Raw genomic sequence first — 18,517 nt, 5'->3', positions numbered from 1 at the left:
CCCATTGCCCTCGGCGATCCTTCAACTTTGGCACACCGCGAACTTCAAGTATAGGCCTACTGAAATACCGGATGCAGGCGCTGGCATCCAATATTCTCGCCGCGGTCCCTTCCCCCGGGCACTCGGATCTACGCTGATGGTCCCGCTACTGGGAACCCAGGCAGGCACGTGATTATCGACATTCCGATGTCCATGCCCTCCAGTTGAAATGCGGGCGCAAATAAATTCGCGCACGTAAATATCCGGAATTGCTCTCGTCTTCGAAAACCTCGAATTGCGCGCCCGCGAGCGGGCGCCGCGCCTTCTGTGTCTGCGTGACCAATGTTCGTTCAATGTTCGCCTGCTTCTCACTCGCTTCCTGATCGAATTTTACGCGGCTTTCTTTGATGAACGCCACAAGGAGTTCACTCGGTCTTGGTGCTCCCTTCGGCCGCAAACCAAGCCAAGTCTCGGCGGCAACGAGAGTATCTCCTCTCAGGATGTTGTGGGCCGATCCTAGATTCTGCTCCCATGTGCTCGCCAGCTCACCGTATCGGGTATGCTCCCTAATCCAGCCGATGTCGGTCTCCAGAGAAGAAATGAGCTGCGCGAAGGCCCTTTCAAACGACTTCTGTGTTCGGTACCCATTAAAGAAGATCCAGTTTAGTTCTGACAAGCGTGAAGGCACCCTACTCGTGTCCGCCGCCTTCAATACTACTGGAGCGATGCGCTTGCTTAGCCGCTCTGTCTCGGCGACTTCCCACCCGCACGTCTCCGAAGCCACTGCTTCAGGGCTTATAATGAATACAACGGTGTCTGCTGCGAGGATGAGTTGCCCCGAGCCGTTTCTTCCAAGGTTCGCCGGGCGCTATGTCCTTCTTGTCCAAATAGGCTTCAAAGTGAAGTGAATTTAATACGTAACCGAGTTTTTCTGCGAATTTGATGTCCTTTCGGAAATATGAGATGAAGATCTTAATCTTCGCCTGGTGTGCCGAGATGCTCTCCTCAACCACAACGACCCCCTCACCTATTCATTCAAACTGGACCAGACGATAACGCGAATACGGATTGACGGCTAGATGAACCAGGTCGTCGGTTGGCCGCAGTTTAGGCGGCGGACAGCATCAAGTGGCGGCTCTTGAAGCTCCGGAATGGCCGACGCGCGGCGTTCTGCAGGCTACCGGCAAATAATGCTTAGGCGGTGAAGCCTACGCCGAACTTTGCGATCGTCACCTCGTGCTGGGGATGCACAGAGTCATCGCCCTGGCCTGCCAGAGAACCCGTCGGATAACGCCCCGCTTGGATGACGACGATTTCCGGGCAACGCGGCACCTCTTGATCGGGTCGCCTGGCTTCAGAGCGCGTTCCTGCGCTGGCGCGCGGGGTGTCACGTTCAGAAGTACGCAAAACTCTCCCTTCAGCCTATCCTGTTTCCACCATGCCGCCGAGCCTAAGGCCATCGCCGCAAGGAGGACGCCGACCAGCGCCTGCGCCCGGCGTTTGCGCAGCTGCGCCGCCTTGCCGCTCGTGACGATGAACGCACGGTCGGCTGCGGGAATGTCGCTGGACCGCCTGCCGAGCCACTTCTAGGCCCTTGTCAGCGCGAAACCCATCAGCAGCGCGCCGCTCTTCTCTTTCTCAGGCGTCTTCTCCCACGCACGGCGGGTCGACTGTGCCAACTCAAGAACTCGCGCTCAGCGACAACCCATCCCTTGAGCTTGTCCCAGCGCTTGAAAATGGCCTCGTGGGCGACCTCGGAGTAAGTCTCGCCCGCGGTGGTGGTCGCCGTAACGAGAAGCCGGTTTGGATAGCCGGCGAGTTCGGTGACGCGCTGCCACTCGTCGTACAAAAATTCGGTGCGAACTTCGCGGCGGCGGGTCGGCTCGCCGTCCTCGCGCACGGTCGCGAGCTTGAGGGTGAGGGTGCGCCTCAGTGCTTCCTCGGCGCCCGGCCGCTCGGCGAGAAACCGGTGGCTCGTTCGACCAGAACGCGGTCGAGATCGACGGACTGCACCGGAAGGTGCAATACGCCTTTTCCGGCGTTCAGCATCTCCCTCCACATGTCGTCGAGCCTGTAGGAGAGGAGCGGTAGAGTTCCGGCTTCTTTCGCAGAATCGTCCGCTGCGCGCTGCGCGATTATGTCGGCGAGGCGCTCGCTCTCGGCTTCAGCCCCTCCAGTCCATATTTCTTCTCAATTTCGGCAAGATCGGTTTGCGGCCCAAGCACCGCGCAGCCAATCGCAAAGAATATGTGCCACAAACCTTCTTGTTGTATGGCTTGCATATAAGGAACAAAGCGCAGAATATTGGACAGAGTGGTCGCTGTTTGCTTACTTCAAAAGCTCAGATTTGTGAAGCGGATGATGGCCTGAATCAGGGAGGCTGAAAATGCGTATCTTCATCAGTCACAAGATGCCTGTTGACACCGCGGCAGTTACAAATTTCGGAGACAGACTGGCCTTATATGCCGGTCCAGCAATCGAGATTTTGCATGCAGGAAAGTTTGAAAAAGGCGCCGATTTTCGCGAAAAAATTGAAGAAGCTATCAAGACATCAGATGTGTTCATTTTGTTCTATACATCCGATACTTACGATTGGTCGTTCTCCATTCTAGAGTGCGGTTTGTTCAAGGCAAAATTAAGAGCCGACACACGTTCTCAACTTATCGTTTTGCACGCCGCAAGCAAAAAAATCCCGGACCCTCTTAATGATCTGAACGCAGTCGCAGTAACCAAAGAAGGCATCGCGGAGATGCTGAAAGGTTTCTACCTCAACCCCCCATGGAGCGTCAAGACTAATTTACCGGTGAGTGATATTGATAGCTTGGCGGCCGATCTTCTCCGTATCTTCGAAAATACTCAGCCTCAGATCGTTAATTTTGACCTCGTGCCTAATTTCGTCATTGAGCTGAAATCACTTGATACATTCAAAGAGTTGCTCAATCGAGGTGAACTTCCGGAAAACACATTGATAAATGGAAGCCAAGGCTGGCATGCGCTATTTGGAAAGAACGCGGACACCGGCGCATGGGTCTGGGGGCAGTTGGTCGAAAGCTGGGCCAACAGAGAATTGTATGAGTTTCAGTTTGCTTCGATGATAGCCCAAGCTATCTCTAGAGATGCACCTAAAGGTTGCTATCTTCAGATGCCCAATTCTCTTCTCATATATCGATTGTCGCTTCGCCGGTATGAACAGACTCTTGGTACAGATACCTATAGATTTTTTTTCACCGCTGCGCCTATGGACGTAGAGACATATTGGCTCCCTGAAGGCTCCAGTAATAGCACCAGCACCACCTTATTTCACTTGGTTAATCTTACATGGTTTGTAAGACGCCGCTTAGTCGATATTTACTATGAAAAACTTGGTAATTTGCTTTCAAGAGAAAATCGAGATCAGATCGAGCTTAGAAAACTTTTGAGGGATATCTATAGCGAAATAGTGCTTATAGAAATACAGTCAATTATTCGTGGCATTGACTCACCAAAGATCGTTAGCGATGTTCTGAACTACGAAGGCAATACAACGTTACAAAAAGAAAAGAAGAATGATCGATACAGCGCGGACCTCGATCTGAATAAAGTTATGTCAGATTCTGAATGGGACGACTATAAGAAATTAATATTCGAGGCAATGACGAATAAGGGTGAGCCAAATTATGTTGCCGTCTCAGACGCGCTGAGAAAAATATCAGACGCTAATAAATTGTACTACAAAATGGCAGCAGCTGCATATGCGAAAGACGCAGAGACGACTCTTGGTTCGGGCAAACCAGTTTAGCCTGTTGCGCCAATGCGTGCATCAGACCTTTCGAATTCTGCGTCGGCTCCACAGCAGTTCGATAGACCCAGGCTTAGGAGGGCGGTTGCGTCATTGATCATCAACCAATACAGAGGGATAAATCAGACAAAAGGACCACCAATGACCAGCGAATCCGATGCCCGCGCTGCCGAACTAGCTGAGTTAACCGCCGACATTGTCTCAGCATATGTCAGCAACAATCCATTGCCGGTGTCTGGCTTGCCGGACATGATAGCATTAGTTCATGCTTCGCTGTCCGGACTTGGCACGCCGATCCCGCCTGTTGTTGAGCCGCAAACTCCCGCGGTCAACCCGAAGAGGTCGGTGACGCCGGACTTCATTATCTGCCTCGAAGACGGCAAGAAGTTCAAATCCCTGAGGCGGCATCTTAGCACGGACTTCGGCCTGACACCGGACGCCTATCGCGCCAAATGGAACTTGCCACACGACTACCCTATGACAGCTCCGAATTACGCCGCTCAGCGCTCGCAACTGGCGAAGTCTATCGGGCTTGGCCGCAAGGCTGAACCCGTCGCACCAGCCAAGAAGGCGCCTGCGAAGCGGAAAGCCAAAGCGTAGTCCGCCACCACCTGACGCCACGGAAAGACTCAGCTGATGTCTAGAGAGCGGCGGACCTGAAAAGGACCGTCTGGCCGGCGCCATTCGGGCAACCTCCCAGCAAGGGCGCCGGTCTTTTTTCCTAGCGGGGCGGCAATAGATGATTACTTCAATTGTCGGTCAGTCAATTTGCGGCAGTGCCAGTTTCGTGGTGACTCTAGTAGCTGGTCACTTCCTGGGGCTACCGCCGGCGAACACGTCTCAGGCACCTGTCGCCAGCACCTGATACTGTCATCGGGCCGCTTCGCGATGATCGACGACGACCTCATATCAGGAGCAACCGGGCACTTCGTCAGCGCGGTAGCCAATCGGGGCCACCTTCGCCCGCCCTGCAGCGAGCGAAGGCGCTTAACGCATCAAGTAGGCCATTTCGATCGGAGTTCGTCTCATAGCTCACTGTATGGTCGGCCAGATCTATCGCCTTTTCTAAGCCATTTTCCGATCCGTCTCGCGCAAGTGAGATTTTTGTCGCCCGCTATTGTCGTACTCGCATGGGCGACTACAGGTCGAACGACCTATGAAGTCAGGCCTTTTGGAAAATCCAAGTCTTAAGAGCCAGGTTGATCGAACGATGTTGTCGAAGGCGCTGCCTATCCGCTATGCGAGTGAATTGATACAGCGAGTCGCGGAAATGGTTGCATCGCATCGGTGATGCGGTATAGCCGTTCTTCCAAGTTACCCAGAGAGCGGCGGAGCAAACGGGCAAAGTATATAAGCTTTGCCGCGGTATTCTTCGCAAGGGCTGGCAAAACGGGCGGCGTTTCCAACGCGCTCCTGGTTCCTGAAGTTTATTTGTTTGGGACAATGATGAATTTCAACAAGCTGGGGTTAAAATGAGTGGACACATATTGTTTGTCGAGGATGGGGAGGACATTCGGCAAGGTGACGTGATCCGACGTTTTAATTCGGCTGATCGTATCTCCGCATCGTATGGTTTTATCATCACAGCTGACTGCGATATTGCCCAGAAGAAAACAGGCGATCGCTTTACGTGGCTGGAAGTCGTTCCAGCGGCCCAATATCTCGAAGAGTTTTGGGCGCCGGAGCAATTTAGACGTATAGCTGACAAACACCTCAAGACCGCCAGCGAGAGTCTAAACAGCAAAATCAACCGTTCCGGGCTGGGGTTGTCTCTTCTGGACGATGGCGCACTTCGCGCTTGGTTGGAGGAAGCAGATGCGGATGCCATCCTCAAAGCCATTGGCGGCAAAGCAGATATTAAACTTCGATCTCAATTGGCCTGCATTCGAATAGCGCTCGGGTTGGACAGCTCAGGTTCACGTATAAGAGACCTAAAGCAGGCCTGGACCTTGCTCGGCCGCGACCAGAAGACTCAGCAGTCGGCTATGAAGGAAGCCTTTGATCCCGACCGAGGATTCCCTGATTTCGTACTTGTTCCTGAGCTGCCAGAAACCGACGGATACGGGTTCGTCATTCTGCTACGCGCCATTTCAATGATCCGTGCTGAGGAGCTCTTCAGATCAGAGACGGAAGCACGCATCAACGGAAAACCAGAAGCATTTCACCGAATAGGGCGATTTACTGACGGCTTGCGTTTCTCAGTCGCTCAGAAGCTGGCATTTCTCTTCTCTCGCATTGGCATGCCGAAGAAATTTGACGATGCGTGTGACGCAGCAACCGCATTGCTCGTGGAGTTAGTGCATAATGAAGATAGGGAAAAAGCATGAGCGCCGAATTTGTTATTATCGATGAAGACGCCTTAGGTGCCCTTGACGCAGCACTGATAGATGGTTCTTGGTTCTCTGATTTTAATATACCGAGAAACGCGAATGGTCTGCGACGCGTGCAGATTTCGAAGTTCACCTACATTTTGTCGGAGCACGCCTCCCTTGAGTCAGGACTGCTGGTCATCAAGGCAGGAAAGGACGGCATATTTTCGAAAGTTTCAAAGCCTCGATCTGCGTTCGAGCGCGTCATGCGTGTGGCCTTAAGGCAATTCGACAGAAACATCACGCTGCCCGTTTCTTGGCAGCCCTACCATGATGGCTCACTCCTTTCTGTGTATGCTGAGCCATCCAGCCGCAAGATGCCGCACAGAATTTACTTCGATCAGGCTCCAGATAGCACGCCTAATCTGTTCGCTTTTGGCGTGACGGATGCGCCACAAGCGCTGGATACAGTTCCCATCGATCTCGCCGGCTTCAAAGCTTCGATTGAAGGTCTTTTGGATGCTCTGCTGAAAGAAGCCCCACAGCCAGAAGCTGTAGGCAACTTCGGTATTTTGCTGAGTACGCCACTGGGGGTTGATCTCGCCGGCACTGGAACGCTGCAAGACTGGTACGAGCGCAAGCTGAGCGCCGAGCAAATTCGGTTTGTCGACCAACCACATGACCGGCCGATAAGGTTGCGTGGAGCAGCCGGAACTGGCAAGACCCAGGCGATGGCAGTAAAATGCCTTAAGGATCTCTACGCCGATGCTGACGCAGGCGGGGACAAAACGTTCGCCTTCCTCACACATAGTGCCGCGCTAGCGCATGAAGTCGTACGCGGCATGTTTTTTGCGCTCGACCCGTCCGAGAAATGGACTCGCCTCAAGACCCGGGCGGGGCGGCCCAAGTTATGGATTGGGACGCTGTATGAACTCGCCCAGGAACAGCTCAACTATGAAAGAAAGGGCTTAAAGCCGCTGTCGCTCGACGGACGAGATGGGAGAGAATTGCAGCGCCTTTTGATCCAAGATGCCGTTGAGGAGGTGAAGCGCAGTCCACGAACCGCCCTTGGCATTCTAAGGGATTCTGCCGTGATGGCATCACGCATCGCGAGCCGAGAAATGCGCCCCACGCTTGTCGAAGAACTGATGAATGAGTTCGCTTGCTCGCTCGATGCGGAGAATATTCGCAAGGGAACCTCTGCCTCAGAAAAATACATCAACGGTAATCGGGAGGCTTGGCAGATGTCACTCCCCTCACCCGAGGATCGTAAAGTTGTCTTGGAGATACATGAATCATATCAGGTGCGGCTTCGCAACGAGCGATTATTGAGCATGGATCAGATGATTGCAGATTTTGGCAGGTATTTGACAACTCACGAGTGGAACCAGTTGCGTGACATTACCGGCTTCGATCTGATTTTTGTAGACGAGTATCACTACTTTACCAGAGTAGAGGCAATGATATTGCAAAACCTTTTTGCCACCAGGGCCGAACATATCGGTCGTTGGCCGCTAATAATGGCATATGACCTCAAGCAGAGTACAAACGACGCTGCCCTAGGTGGAGGTTTGGATCGCTTCAGAAATCCGGGAGTCGGAGAATCGGTTCCCGTCGACCTGAAGCAGGTCTATCGTTCCACCCCACAGATAGCGTCTTTTCTAAGTGATCTCGATGCTTCTTTCCCAGCCATCGACCTCGAAGGAGAATTCGTAACATATGGAGCAACTTCTAGCACAACTGATGGCGACCGCCCCGTAATCGCCGAATTCGATACCAATATAAAGCTGATTGACGAAGCACTGAACAAGGCGGGCAGCATCGCCCGCACATTGGATGGCGGAGGCAGTCAGGTTGCTGTCCTATGCATGAATGAGGAGCTATTTGACACCTACCGAAATGCAGGTAGAACAAAAGACAAAATGGTGGCAGTTACTTCTAGAGAGGACCTTAGGGAACTTCGCTATGCAAAAAGCCGATGCGTATTCAGCATGCCCGAGTACGTAGCGGGACTTCAATTCGACACAGTCATCCTTATACACGTAGATGATGTTGATCTTACAGGCGAGTATTTAAGTCAGGGCGCACGTCGACGCTACGTCTCTCGCGCGTATCTAGGAGCGAGCCGAGCTGCGAGGCGCCTGTTCATCGCGTCTTCGGTCGAACGGGGCGGCCTCAGTCAAATCCTGCGGGGTCCAATCACCAGCGGCAGCCTGCAAAAGGATGCGTTTTGACAGGTCGTCATAGGATGGAGCCCGCCATTTTATCCTGGAATGTCCTAGCTGATTAGCCCGAGGACGTCCGCGGACGAAAAGGACCCCTCCAGGCTTGTTGCGCCGTCGCTTTAGGCGACAAGCGATAGTAGGCGCATAGGGTATTTGCCGACCCGTGTCGCCAGACAACGCTACAGTGGCAGCGGTCGTCAGCAGCGTGAGTGGCCCAGTCCCCAGAACACATGCCGCGGTCCAACATAGCCAAGTCTTGCAGCTTGGCGTGGGAAGGCTGAGTTGCCCCGGCTGTGGAGTTCAACAGATAGCGCAGGAGGGGCGTCCTAGTGGGTGCCTTACTCGGACGGTTGACTAGAACGTGCGGAAAGCTTCAGAGCATACAGGCAAACTAGGCGCTGCGGCAATGAGGTTCCAGGATATCCTGGCGAACATCCGCATTGCCCCGGTCAATATTGTCGGCGGAAGAGAGCCTGAAAGGGCTGTTGGCGGCTAAGTCGTGGGAACGACAAAAGAAGAGAAGCAGAACTTTCGTGTGCTATTTTTGCACACAGTCTCCCACAACTAGTTGATATTACGTATTTATCAGTCCAATCCATCATCGGGGCGACCGAAATCCGGACGCTTTTATAGTTGTTATCTTGCATTCCTGGTGACTTCTAGCGCTGCAAAAGGTTCGACTTGCCGCTCACATAGGCGATTTCGCAGCATTTTCCTACCCGCAACGCCGCAGGCTCAGACCACCCTGTCGCGCGAGGAAACCATAGCCGGCCAGCTGCTGCCGCAGGCCGGAGCGGGCGCGGGGTTTTTGCTTGGAATGCGGCGACTGCCGACATGCCATCCCTCTCCCTGCGGCTCATGAACGGCGATTTTCCAAGCCGGACACCTCCGATGCTGGGCAAACTAGGATTCGAAACTTTTGCCTTCAAAAGAAAGTTTTTCTCTTTACGGAAATTTCGTCAACGTGCGAAATGGCCTGCAATCGAACAAGGTCAGCAAAATGGGCGTCGAGCGAAGCAGCTATTTCCAGGCCGTTGAGGTTACCGATCCGGACCCCCAGCGCGACCGGCGCCAGCAGGCGCTGGCCCGTTGCATCGAGCGGCTGCGCGCCACAATGTCCGTCATCGGCCTGCGCAATCCCAAGATCGGCCTTGCCGACAACACATGGAGCTATTGCGGCCCTTATGATTGGGTGATCAGTTTTCAGGCAGGACAATTGTGGCTGGCGCTGCAACTGACGGGCGACCCGATTTTCCTGAACGCAGCCCGTGCCCGCCGCCCTGTGTTCCGGGGCATTCTGGCCAACCACAACGCGCAGGATCACGATCTGGGCTTTCAGTTCTCGCTGGGTTGCGTCTCCGATTGGCTGATGACCGGCGATCGGGACGCGCATCGAATGGCGATCGAGGCCGCGACGGCCTTGCTGGGCAGATATCGACCGGAAGGTCGTTACATCCAGGCCTGGAACGCGCGTTCAATTCACGGCGGGACGCGAGCCGAATTTGCCAATGGCCGCATCATTGCCGACACGATGCAAAACCTCGCCCTGCTTCACTGGGCGCATGGCGAGACCGGGCGCATGGACTTTCACGATGTCGCCGAGGGACATGCCGCAACCACGTTGAAACATGTGGTGCGCGCCGACGACACCAGCTTCCACACCTTCGTTTTCGATCCGGCCAGCGGCAAGCCGCTGCGTGGCGAGACCCATCAGGGCTATGCCGACGGTTCCTGCTGGTCGCGCGGTCAGGCCTGGCTGATCCATGGCTTTGCGCAGTGCGCCGCCACCACCGGCAACCCGCTCTATCTGGATGCAGCCCGCCGCCTTGCCGCCAAGGCCGAGGCGTTGATGGAAACCGACGGCGTCCCGGCCTGGGACTACTCAGTGCCCGATCCGGCCAACGCGCCGCGCGACAGTTCCGCCGGCGCGATCATGGCTGCCGGCGTCTATATGCTTGCCCATCAGTGCGAGCCGGACGAGGCCGCGCGCTGGCGTGCTTTCGGGGCGCGCTTGCTTGGCGGACTGCTCGACAGTTGCGATCTCACCGAAGATCCGGAAGCGCAGGGCCTGCTCGCGCATGGTGCCGCACATGTCACTGCCGGCTTTTCGGACAATATGCTTCCCTACGGCGACTACTATTTCATGGAAGCTTTGATGCGTTCGCTTGGGCATACCCAGTTCTTTTGGTAGAGAATCCGAGTTCTTTTGTTAGAGAATCAACGGCAATGCGCAGTAACCTGCCGGCACGACGATCAGGAATTCAGCAAACGCAGCATCGGAAGCACCATTCCTGATGGACGACGAAGCCAACGCCCCCACCCTTCGCGATATTGCCGATGCGGCTGGCGTTTCGGTGGCTTCCGTTTCGAAGGTTCTCAACAACAGGAGCGGCGTCGGCGAGGAGAGCCGGCGCAAGATTCTCGATATCGCCGAGCGTTACGGCTACCAGGGCAAGACGGCGCGGTCGCTGCATAAGGCAGGTGTCGATAGCGTCGCCATGCTGATGCCGGCGGAATTCTATTCACGGTCGCAGTTCTACGAGGACGTCATCCGCGGCGCCCTGGACGAGGCGGCCGCCCATTCGCTCAAAATCGACGTGCGCCTGATTTCCCTCGATTCGGTGGTGGCCGAGGTGGACGAGCTGCTGCAAGCCGGCAAGACCGGAGCGGTCGTCGCGATCGGCCTTGACCAGCCGGAGGCGCTGGAACGGATCATCGCCAGCAAGCTGCCGGCCGTTCTCATCAACGGCATGGACCGCACGATGCGCCTGAACAGTGTCCTGCCCGACAACTGGTCGGCGGGTTGGCTCGCCACGCAGCGCCTGTTGAGCGCCGGGCACCGCGAAATCGTTCATGTCGCACTGCCGCATCGCCTGTCCTTGCGCCGACGGCTTGAGGGTTTCAGGGTTGCGCTCGAGGAAGCCGGCATCCGGTTCGATCCGCAGCGCCATGTCCTGGACCTATCCAATTCGGCGTCCAGGAATCACAAACGCAGCAGGTCGTCCGCCAAGTGCTGCAGGACGGCAGCCTGGCCGATGCAACGGCCTTTTTCTGCAGCACCGACATCGTCGCGCTGGGCGTCATGCAGGCGCTGCAAAGCAGTGGCTTCACGGTTCCCGATGATTTTTCCGTCATCGGTCTCGACGACATCGCCGTTGCCCTTCACAGCCGCCCGCCCCTGACGACCATCCGCATCGACCGTCTCGAACTGGGCCGCGCCGGCATACAGATGCTGATGAAACGCATCGCGGATCCGGGCGCAAACATTGTGCGCGTCAACATCGGCGTGCGCCTGGTCGAACGCGCCACTGTTGGCCCGGTGCGAAAAAAGCCCTCGTGAAGCGTCTGCGGATAGCCGTCCGATAGACGGCTCAATTGTTCGAGCGTCTGTCGACGTATGTGTAGACGCCGGCTCCTATGGCGACCGCACCGACCGTGATCACGATCGAAGGCGCGCCCATCAAACTGGCGAGGACCGCCCAGATGAGGGCGATGACGATAGCGCCGAGTGTTCCCAGGATCAGTCTCGGCAATGTCTGCCCCTCCACGTGCGGACCGTCCGTGGATTGGTGATCAACCACCGGTCACGCACAGCATGAAAGCACAGTGTAGCCCGTGAGGTGAAGGGCCGGCCGGGAATACGCTGGTGCAAAAAAAAGGGCGGCCCGGGCCATAACGGCACAGGCGTTCAATCACAAAATGGCTGGGCCAGGCCCTAGCGCCTCAACTCGTAGACTTCGGCCAAGCTTTCGCCGCCCATCGGCAGCGCCATATCGTCGTCGAGTAGGCGGGTGATGCGGGCAAACCCCGTAAACGCCTTCCTTGCCTCCTCGGCCGACATGCGGCCCGACAGGGCCGCGGAGCAGCAATTTACGGCGCATTGATAGACCGGTCCACGCCGTCCCAACGGCCATTTTTGCAGAAAGACCATCGCTTCGGCAACGCTATCGACTTCCTCTATGGGATGTCCCTGCCCGCGCGCAATGCGCACCGGCGTAAAGAAATGCAAGCGGTCCATTTTGTTCTCTCCCTGGTCGGCCGCAGTGCGAACCAACCTTATAGAATTCGCGAACAGCGAGTTGGTTCCCGCTTCTTGCAAAAAAATTCGCGCGGGTTGGCTTGGGATTGTCGGCGGCTGGCTTTTATCCGGAACGTTACGCCCGCTGACGCATTTCGCTCCCGTGTTCGCCTTTTGAGGGACAGTCCAATCATGCGCATAGCCCACGTCGCCCCCTTGCACGAATCCGTGCCGCCCAGGCTCTATGGCGGCACCGAGCGGATCGTTTCCTACCTCACCGAAGGTCTGGTCGATCTCGGCCATGAGGTGACGCTGTTTGCCAGCGGCGACAGCCACACCTCGGCCAGACTGATACCCGGACGCGAACGCGCGCTGCGCCTCGATCCACGCCCGCTGAAGTCAGAGACAGCAGCGCATCTTGCGATGCTTGCCGATGTGAGGAATCGTGCCGATGAGTTTGATATCATTCATTTTCACCTCAGCCATTTTCTGCATTTTTCGTTCTTCGAGCAGATGCCGGACAAGACGGTGACGACGCCGCACGGCCGGCTGGACTATGTCGATTTGGCGCCGGCCTATGAGCACTTTCCACGCTTTCCCCTGATCTCGATCTCGCGCAGCCAGAGAACCGGGCTCGCCAAAGCCAATTGGCTAGCCACCATCCATCACGGGCTGCCGATTGGCCTCTACCAGCCGACCTTCCAGTCGGCGGTGGACGAACCATATCTTGCCTTTCTCGGCCGGCTGTCGCGCGACAAGCGGCCGGACCGCGCCATCGATATCGCCTTGCGCTCGGGCATGAAGCTCAAGCTGGCGGCCAAGATCGGCGATGACGACCGGGCCTATTTCCACGAGACGATCGAACCGCTGATCGACGGCGACCGCATCGACTATGTTGGCGAGATCGCCGAGGACGAGAAGGCTGAATTCCTCGGCAATGCCGCCGGGCTCCTGTTTCCGATCGATTGGCCGGAGCCGTTCGGCCTTGCCGCGATCGAGGCGATGGCCTGCGGCACGCCAACCATCGGCTGGAACTGCGGCGCGCTGCCGGAAATCGTCGACCATGGCGTTACCGGCTTTATCGTCGATTCGCGTGACGCCGCCGTTGCCGCGGTGCCGGCCTTGCTGCAGCTCGACCGTCGAAAGGTGCGAGCCGTCTTCGAAAAGCGGTTCTCCGCCAACAGGATGGCCCGCGACTATCTCTCTGCCTATGCGCGCCTGATCGGCATTCCAGCTGAAGCGAAAGCGTCTTGAGCGACGCCGGATGCTCCAAAGCCAAAACAGAGATTTGTGACTGATGACCCAACTTGACGAGCGCAAGCTCGACCCTGCCGTGGCCCTTGCCTCCCTCGATGAAACAGCGCCGCGCGAGCCTCACCGGCTGTTCGCCCTGAAACAAGGCGATTGTTTTGCGGTGGCCGATGCCTATGGCGATATCAGGGGTGCGGGCGACGGGTTCTTCCGTGACGACACGCGCGTTTTGTCAGAGTTCCGGCTCACCGTTGGCGGCCGGCAGACATCGCTGCTCGGCGCCTCGCTCAGCCAGGACAATGTGCTGTTCACCAGCAATTTGACCAACCTGCCGATGCAAAGCGTCGGCGGCCGCGACATCCCTCAGGGCGCAATCCACATCGAACGCGTCAGGCTGCTGTGGCAGGACCGGTTGTTCGAACGCATCACCCTGTCCAACTACAGCCAGGAGCATTCGGCGATCCGCATCTCGCTGCACTTCGCCGCTGATTTCCGCGACATGTTCGAGGTGCGCGGCTCGACCAGGCCTAAACGCGGCACGGCGCATGCGGCCGAGATAGATGCGACTTCCGTGCTCTTGCGTTACGACGGACTGGACGGTCTGGCACGGCAGTCCGCAATCTCGTTTTCGCAGCCGCCGGACCAACTGAGTGCCGAGCGCGCGGATTTCCTCATCGCGGTGACCAAGCGCAGCAGCAAGGTATTCTATGTCGAGGTTGGTCCGGAACTGGCCGAGCCGCCTGACCGCGACCGGTTCCGGGCGGCTGCGGCGCGCGCCCGCTTCGGCATGCGGGCCAAGCGCCGCCATGGCGCCACGGTGCACAGTTCGGGCCGCGTCTTCAACGACTGGGTGGAACGTGCCCGCGCCGATGTGGCCTTGCTGACCACCGAGCTGTCGACCGGCCCCTACCCCTATGCCGGCATTCCCTGGTTTTCCACCGCCTTCGGCCGCGACGGCGTCATCTCGGCGCTGCAGATGCTGTGGCTCAATCCCGGCCTGGCGCGCGGCGTGCTCACCTTCCTCGCCCAGCACCAGGCGACCGAGACATCACCGTTCAGCGACTCTCAGCCCGGCAAGATCATGCACGAGACGCGCAAGGGCGAGATGGCGGCGCTCCAGGAGCTGCCCTTCGGCCGCTACTATGGCGGCGTCGACACCACGCCGCTCTACATCCACCTCGCCTGCGCCTATGCCGAGCGCACCGGCGACATGGACTTCATCGCCAGCCTATGGCCGTCGCTTTGCGCCGCCGCCGAATGGACGGAAGAGGCAAGCCGAGCGACCGGCTTCGTCACCTATCAGCGCGCCGCCGAATCCGGCCTTGCCAACCAGGGCTGGAAGGACAGTTTCGATTCTGTCTTCCACGCCGACGGGCGCATTCCCAAAGGACCGATCGCGCTGGTCGAGGTGCAGGGCTATGTGTTTGCCGCCTTCAGGGGGTTGGCGGCGCTCGCACGTCGACGCGGCGAGTTCGCGCAAGCCGATCACTGGGAAAACCGCGCCGAAGAGATGCGGATCGCCGTCGAGCGCGATTTCTGGCTTGACGATCTCGGCTTCTATGCGCTCGCCATCGATGGCGCCGGCGAACCCTGCAAGGTGCGCACGTCCAATGCCGGGCATTTGCTCTATGTCGGGCTGCCCGAGCCGGCGCGGGCGCAAATGGTCGCCGACCAGCTGCTTTCGGCATCCTTCCAGTCCGGCTGGGGGGTGAGAACGCTTGCCGACGATGCGGTGCTGTTCAACCCGATGTCGTACCACAACGGCTCGATCTGGCCGCACGACACGGCGATTTGCGGCGCCGGCCTGGCGCGGTTTGGCGAGCGCGACAATGTGGTGCGGCTGATGAGCGGCACGTTCGAATCCGCCGTGCATTTCAACATGCGGCTGCCGGAACTGTTCTGCGGCTTTACCCGTTCGGTCGGCGAAGCGCCGATCGCCTATCCCGTTGCCTGCTTGCCGCAGGCCTGGTCGGCGGGCTCGGCCTTCATGCTGATGCAGGCCTGCCTCGGCTTGGAAATCGACGGCTGGAACGGCGAAATCCATGTCACTCGGCCGCGCCTGCCGATCGGCATCGACACGCTGACCCTCAGGCATCTGGGTGTCGGCGAAAAGAAAGTCGATCTCACTTTCCAGCGCGTCGGCGACCGCGTCGTCGCCTTTCTCGCCGACCGCCATGAAGGGCTGGTTCCGCTGATCGTACGAAGCTGAGCTGGGTCATTTTCGCGGGAACCGATCGCGGTTTTGTGCGTTGCAAAATGACAGCCGCCGGCGGCCGGCCGCGGGCGAGCGTGTTCAAATTCAACGAAGAAGAATGACCGCCGAAGGCGGAGATTGGCACTCAATGACAAATTATGGCGTCGACATGCTCTGGATCGTGATCCTGGCAAGCCTCGGCCTATCCGCCCTCGCCGTCCTGTTTTCGATATCCCGCCAGCGCGGCAGCCACGCACCAGTCGCTCGCGCGGCGGGCGAGGATGTGGCGGCGGAAGCGGCGCGCAAGGTCATGCGCGAGTTTGAAAAGAACGGCCAGTCCGTCGATGCAGCCCTTGTGACATGGTCACCCGAAACCTTGCGCAAGATCCTCGCCGACGACCTGCCGGATGCGCAGGTCATCGTCGTCTCCAACCGCGAACCTTACATCCACAACGTCAAGGACAATGGCGTCGAGCTTGTGGTGCCTGCCAGCGGACTGGTGTCGGCGCTGGAGCCTATCACACGCGCCTGCGGCGGCACCTGGATCGCCTATGGCGGCGGTAGCGCGGATCGTCTCACCGTCGACGAGAACGACCGGGTGCCGGTGCCACCGGACAAACCGTCCTACACGCTGCGCCGCGTCTGGCTGAGCGAGGAGGAATATCAAGGCTACTATCTCGGCTTTGCCAATGAAGGTCTGTGGCCGCTCTGCCATATCGCCTTCACCCGGCCGATCTTTCGCGCCTCGGACTGGGAGGCCTATGAAGCCGTCAACCGCAAATTCGCCGATACGGTGGTGGCCGAGGCGCGCAACGAGCGGCCGATCGTGCTGGTCCAGGATTACCATTTCGCGCTTTTGCCGCGCATGATCCGCGAGCGCCTGCCGGAAGCGATCATCATCACCTTCTGGCACATCCCGTGGCCCAATTCCGAAGTCTACAGCATCTGTCCCTGGCGCGAGCGCATTCTCGAAGGGTTGCTCGGCAGCTCGATCATCGGCTTCCACACCCAGTTCCACGCCAACAATTTTACCGAAAGCGTCGATCGCTTCCTGGAAAGCCGTATCGAACGCGCCGATGCGGCGATCTCCTATGGCGGACAGACGACGCTGGTGCATGCCTATCCGATCTCCATCGAATGGCCGGCCGAGCTGCTGGCAAAGCTCCCCACTGTTGAGCAATGCCGCAGCCGCCTGCGCGACAGGTTCGGCTTGCGGCCGGACGTCAAGCTCTGCATCGGCGTCGAACGGCTGGATTACACCAAGGGCATTCTCGACCGCTTTCAGGCTTTGGACGAGCTGTTCACGCGCCATCCCGAATGGATCGGCAAACTGGTCTTCCTGCAGATCGCGGCGCCCAGCCGCGGCACGCTGCCGGCCTATCAGCAACTGTATGACGAATGCATGCGCTATGCCGACGAGCTCAACCAGCGCTATGGCAGCAGTGACGGCTACAAGCCGGTCATCATGGTGGCCGAACATCACTCGCAGGAGCAGGTCTACGAGATTTACCGCGCTGCCGACATCTGCATGGTCACCAGCCTGCATGACGGCATGAACCTCGTCGCCAAGGAATTCGTTGCCGCACGCGACGACGAGCAGGGCACTCTTTTGCTCAGCACCTTTGCCGGGGCGTCGCGCGAACTGCTGGAGGCGCTGATCGTCAATCCTTACGACGCGGCGATGATGAGCGCGGCCCTGCAGCAGGCGCTGACGATGCCACCGGAAGAGCAGCGCCAGCGCATGCGCCGCATGCGCGAGAACGTGCGCGACAACAATGTCTATCGCTGGGCCGGCAGCATGCTGCTGGATGCGGCGCGGCTGCGCAAACGCGGCGACCTCGATCGGGCGACAGGTGTGGCTGAGTGGCCAGCAAGCACCGACACCAACATCGTCTCGCTCGTCGAGCGCATGCACAAGGTGGCGTCATGACGAGCCTGCCAACCGCACCCAACCTGCCTGCCGGACAATGGGCGCTCTTCCTCGACATTGACGGCACCTTGCTGGAGCACGCCGCGCACCCGGACGCGGTGTCCGTCAGCGACGAATTGCGCACTCTGCTCGGCGCTATCGACGAACGGCTGGACGGCGCCGTCGCCTTCATCACCGGCCGCTCGGTTGAAGTCGCCGACAGATTGTTTCATCCTCTGAGGCTGCGCGTTGCCGGTCTCTATGGGCTGGAACACCGGCTGACGCCTGACGGTCCTATCGTTGCCGCGGATACTCCCGCCGATATGGCGGCGCTTGCCGACGCCATTGAAGCCGAGCTGGATGACGATCAGGTCCATATCGAGCGCAAGGGCCCTGTCCTCGCCATCCATACGCGCGCGGCGCCGCATCTGCTGGCCAGAGCCACCCAGCTTGTTGAGCAGGCATTGGCCGAGCTTCCCAAGGGCTACCGCGTCATTCCGGGAAACGCCGGTGTTGAGCTGATGCCGCTCGAAGCGGCCAAGGGCGCCGCCGCGCGGCGTTTCATGGCGATCCCGCCCTTTGCCGGGCGGCGGCCGGTCTTCCTCGGCGACGACACCGCCGATGAAAACGGTTTCGAGGCGATCAACGAAGCCGGCGGCATCTCGATCCGGGTCAGGCCGCGCGGTCCCACCGCAGCTCAATACAGGCTCGACGATGTCAGCCGCGCCATAGCTTGGCTTGCCGCTAATTTCGAGGCGTCGGCGATACCTCACCGCAAAGCCTCCTGATCACGGCCGTCAACGGATCGACTCAGAGCCGCTGTTGCGCCGACCTCCGACGAACGCCGATCGATA

15 protein-coding genes and 1 pseudogene are annotated in these 18,517 nt (G+C 58.3%); 11 read left to right on the top strand and 5 right to left on the bottom strand.

All coding sequences use genetic code 11. The features are described 5' to 3' along the window. Positions 1-172 precede the first annotated feature (172 nt). The 3 genes from AC1DZ8_RS17835 to AC1DZ8_RS17825 form a co-directional block, all read right to left on the bottom strand. Entirely contained in the window at positions 173-808 is a 636-nt protein-coding gene (locus AC1DZ8_RS17835; protein ID WP_477307120.1) for a TIR domain-containing protein, read from the bottom strand. After that, positions 768-992 (bottom strand): toll/interleukin-1 receptor domain-containing protein, encoded by a 225-nt coding sequence (locus AC1DZ8_RS17830; protein ID WP_477307063.1) that lies wholly within the window; start codon positions 990-992, stop codon positions 768-770. The genes AC1DZ8_RS17835 and AC1DZ8_RS17830 overlap by 41 nt, the downstream gene beginning before the upstream one ends. A 599-nt stretch (positions 993-1,591) precedes the next feature. Next, the gene (locus AC1DZ8_RS17825; protein ID WP_477307061.1) at positions 1,592-2,038 is read right to left on the bottom strand and encodes an nSTAND1 domain-containing NTPase; all 447 of its coding nucleotides are present in this window, start codon (positions 2,036-2,038) and stop codon (positions 1,592-1,594) included. A gap of 327 nt (positions 2,039-2,365) precedes the next feature. On the opposite strand from AC1DZ8_RS17825, the gene AC1DZ8_RS17820 reads away from it, so the two are divergent. The 7 genes and pseudogenes from AC1DZ8_RS17820 (at position 2,366) to AC1DZ8_RS17790 (ending at position 11,631) form a co-directional block, all read left to right on the top strand. Then, on the top strand, positions 2,366-3,757 hold the full coding sequence (locus AC1DZ8_RS17820) for a hypothetical protein (RefSeq protein ID WP_477307059.1): 1,392 nt from the start codon (positions 2,366-2,368) through the stop codon (positions 3,755-3,757). 141 nt (positions 3,758-3,898) lie between these two features. After that, positions 3,899-4,357: a Ros/MucR family transcriptional regulator gene (locus tag AC1DZ8_RS17815; RefSeq protein WP_477401308.1), complete on the top strand. Its 459-nt coding sequence runs from the start codon at positions 3,899-3,901 to the stop codon at positions 4,355-4,357. 872 nt (positions 4,358-5,229) lie between these two features. Next, positions 5,230-6,084, top strand: a complete 855-nt coding sequence (locus AC1DZ8_RS17810; RefSeq protein WP_477307055.1) for a hypothetical protein — start codon at positions 5,230-5,232, stop codon at positions 6,082-6,084. Then, entirely contained in the window at positions 6,081-8,300 is a 2,220-nt protein-coding gene (locus AC1DZ8_RS17805; protein WP_477307054.1) for a UvrD-helicase domain-containing protein, read from the top strand. The genes AC1DZ8_RS17810 and AC1DZ8_RS17805 overlap by 4 nt, the downstream gene beginning before the upstream one ends. A 991-nt stretch (positions 8,301-9,291) precedes the next feature. Beyond that, complete coding sequence (locus AC1DZ8_RS17800; protein ID WP_477401306.1) at positions 9,292-10,482, top strand: hypothetical protein; 1,191 nt, start codon at positions 9,292-9,294, stop codon at positions 10,480-10,482. Between the two features lie 103 nt (positions 10,483-10,585). Continuing rightward, a pseudogene (locus AC1DZ8_RS17795) lies at positions 10,586-11,254 on the top strand (LacI family DNA-binding transcriptional regulator); the annotation flags it as partial. 47 nt (positions 11,255-11,301) lie between these two features. Further along, positions 11,302-11,631 (top strand): substrate-binding domain-containing protein, encoded by a 330-nt coding sequence (locus tag AC1DZ8_RS17790; RefSeq protein ID WP_477307050.1) that lies wholly within the window; start codon positions 11,302-11,304, stop codon positions 11,629-11,631. Between the two features lie 31 nt (positions 11,632-11,662). On the opposite strand, the gene AC1DZ8_RS17785 is transcribed toward AC1DZ8_RS17790, so the two are convergent. Then, positions 11,663-11,824 (bottom strand): hypothetical protein, encoded by a 162-nt coding sequence (locus tag AC1DZ8_RS17785; RefSeq protein ID WP_477307048.1) that lies wholly within the window; start codon positions 11,822-11,824, stop codon positions 11,663-11,665. A 182-nt stretch (positions 11,825-12,006) separates the two neighbouring features. Next, positions 12,007-12,309 (bottom strand): DUF982 domain-containing protein, encoded by a 303-nt coding sequence (locus AC1DZ8_RS17780; RefSeq protein ID WP_477307046.1) that lies wholly within the window; start codon positions 12,307-12,309, stop codon positions 12,007-12,009. 192 nt (positions 12,310-12,501) lie between these two features. On the opposite strand from AC1DZ8_RS17780, the gene AC1DZ8_RS17775 reads away from it, so the two are divergent. From AC1DZ8_RS17775 to otsB, 4 genes are all read left to right on the top strand, one after another. Further along, positions 12,502-13,563 (top strand): glycosyltransferase family 4 protein, encoded by a 1,062-nt coding sequence (locus AC1DZ8_RS17775; RefSeq protein WP_477307044.1) that lies wholly within the window; start codon positions 12,502-12,504, stop codon positions 13,561-13,563. Between the two features lie 43 nt (positions 13,564-13,606). Then, a complete protein-coding gene (locus AC1DZ8_RS17770; protein WP_477307042.1) occupies positions 13,607-15,769 on the top strand; it encodes an amylo-alpha-1,6-glucosidase in 2,163 nt (720 codons plus the stop codon). Between the two features lie 133 nt (positions 15,770-15,902). Continuing rightward, a complete protein-coding gene (locus AC1DZ8_RS17765; RefSeq protein WP_477307040.1) occupies positions 15,903-17,684 on the top strand; it encodes an alpha,alpha-trehalose-phosphate synthase (UDP-forming) in 1,782 nt (593 codons plus the stop codon). Next, positions 17,681-18,451 (top strand): trehalose-phosphatase, encoded by a 771-nt coding sequence (gene otsB / locus AC1DZ8_RS17760; RefSeq protein WP_477307038.1) that lies wholly within the window; start codon positions 17,681-17,683, stop codon positions 18,449-18,451. Before AC1DZ8_RS17765 ends, otsB begins: the two co-directional genes overlap by 4 nt. Positions 18,452-18,517 lie beyond the last annotated feature (66 nt).

The sequence above is a fragment of the Mesorhizobium sp. P2_F7 genome (assembly GCF_056403695.1).
The sequence above is the reverse complement of the archived record's forward strand: the minus strand, read 5'-3'. Positions and strand labels throughout refer to the sequence as shown.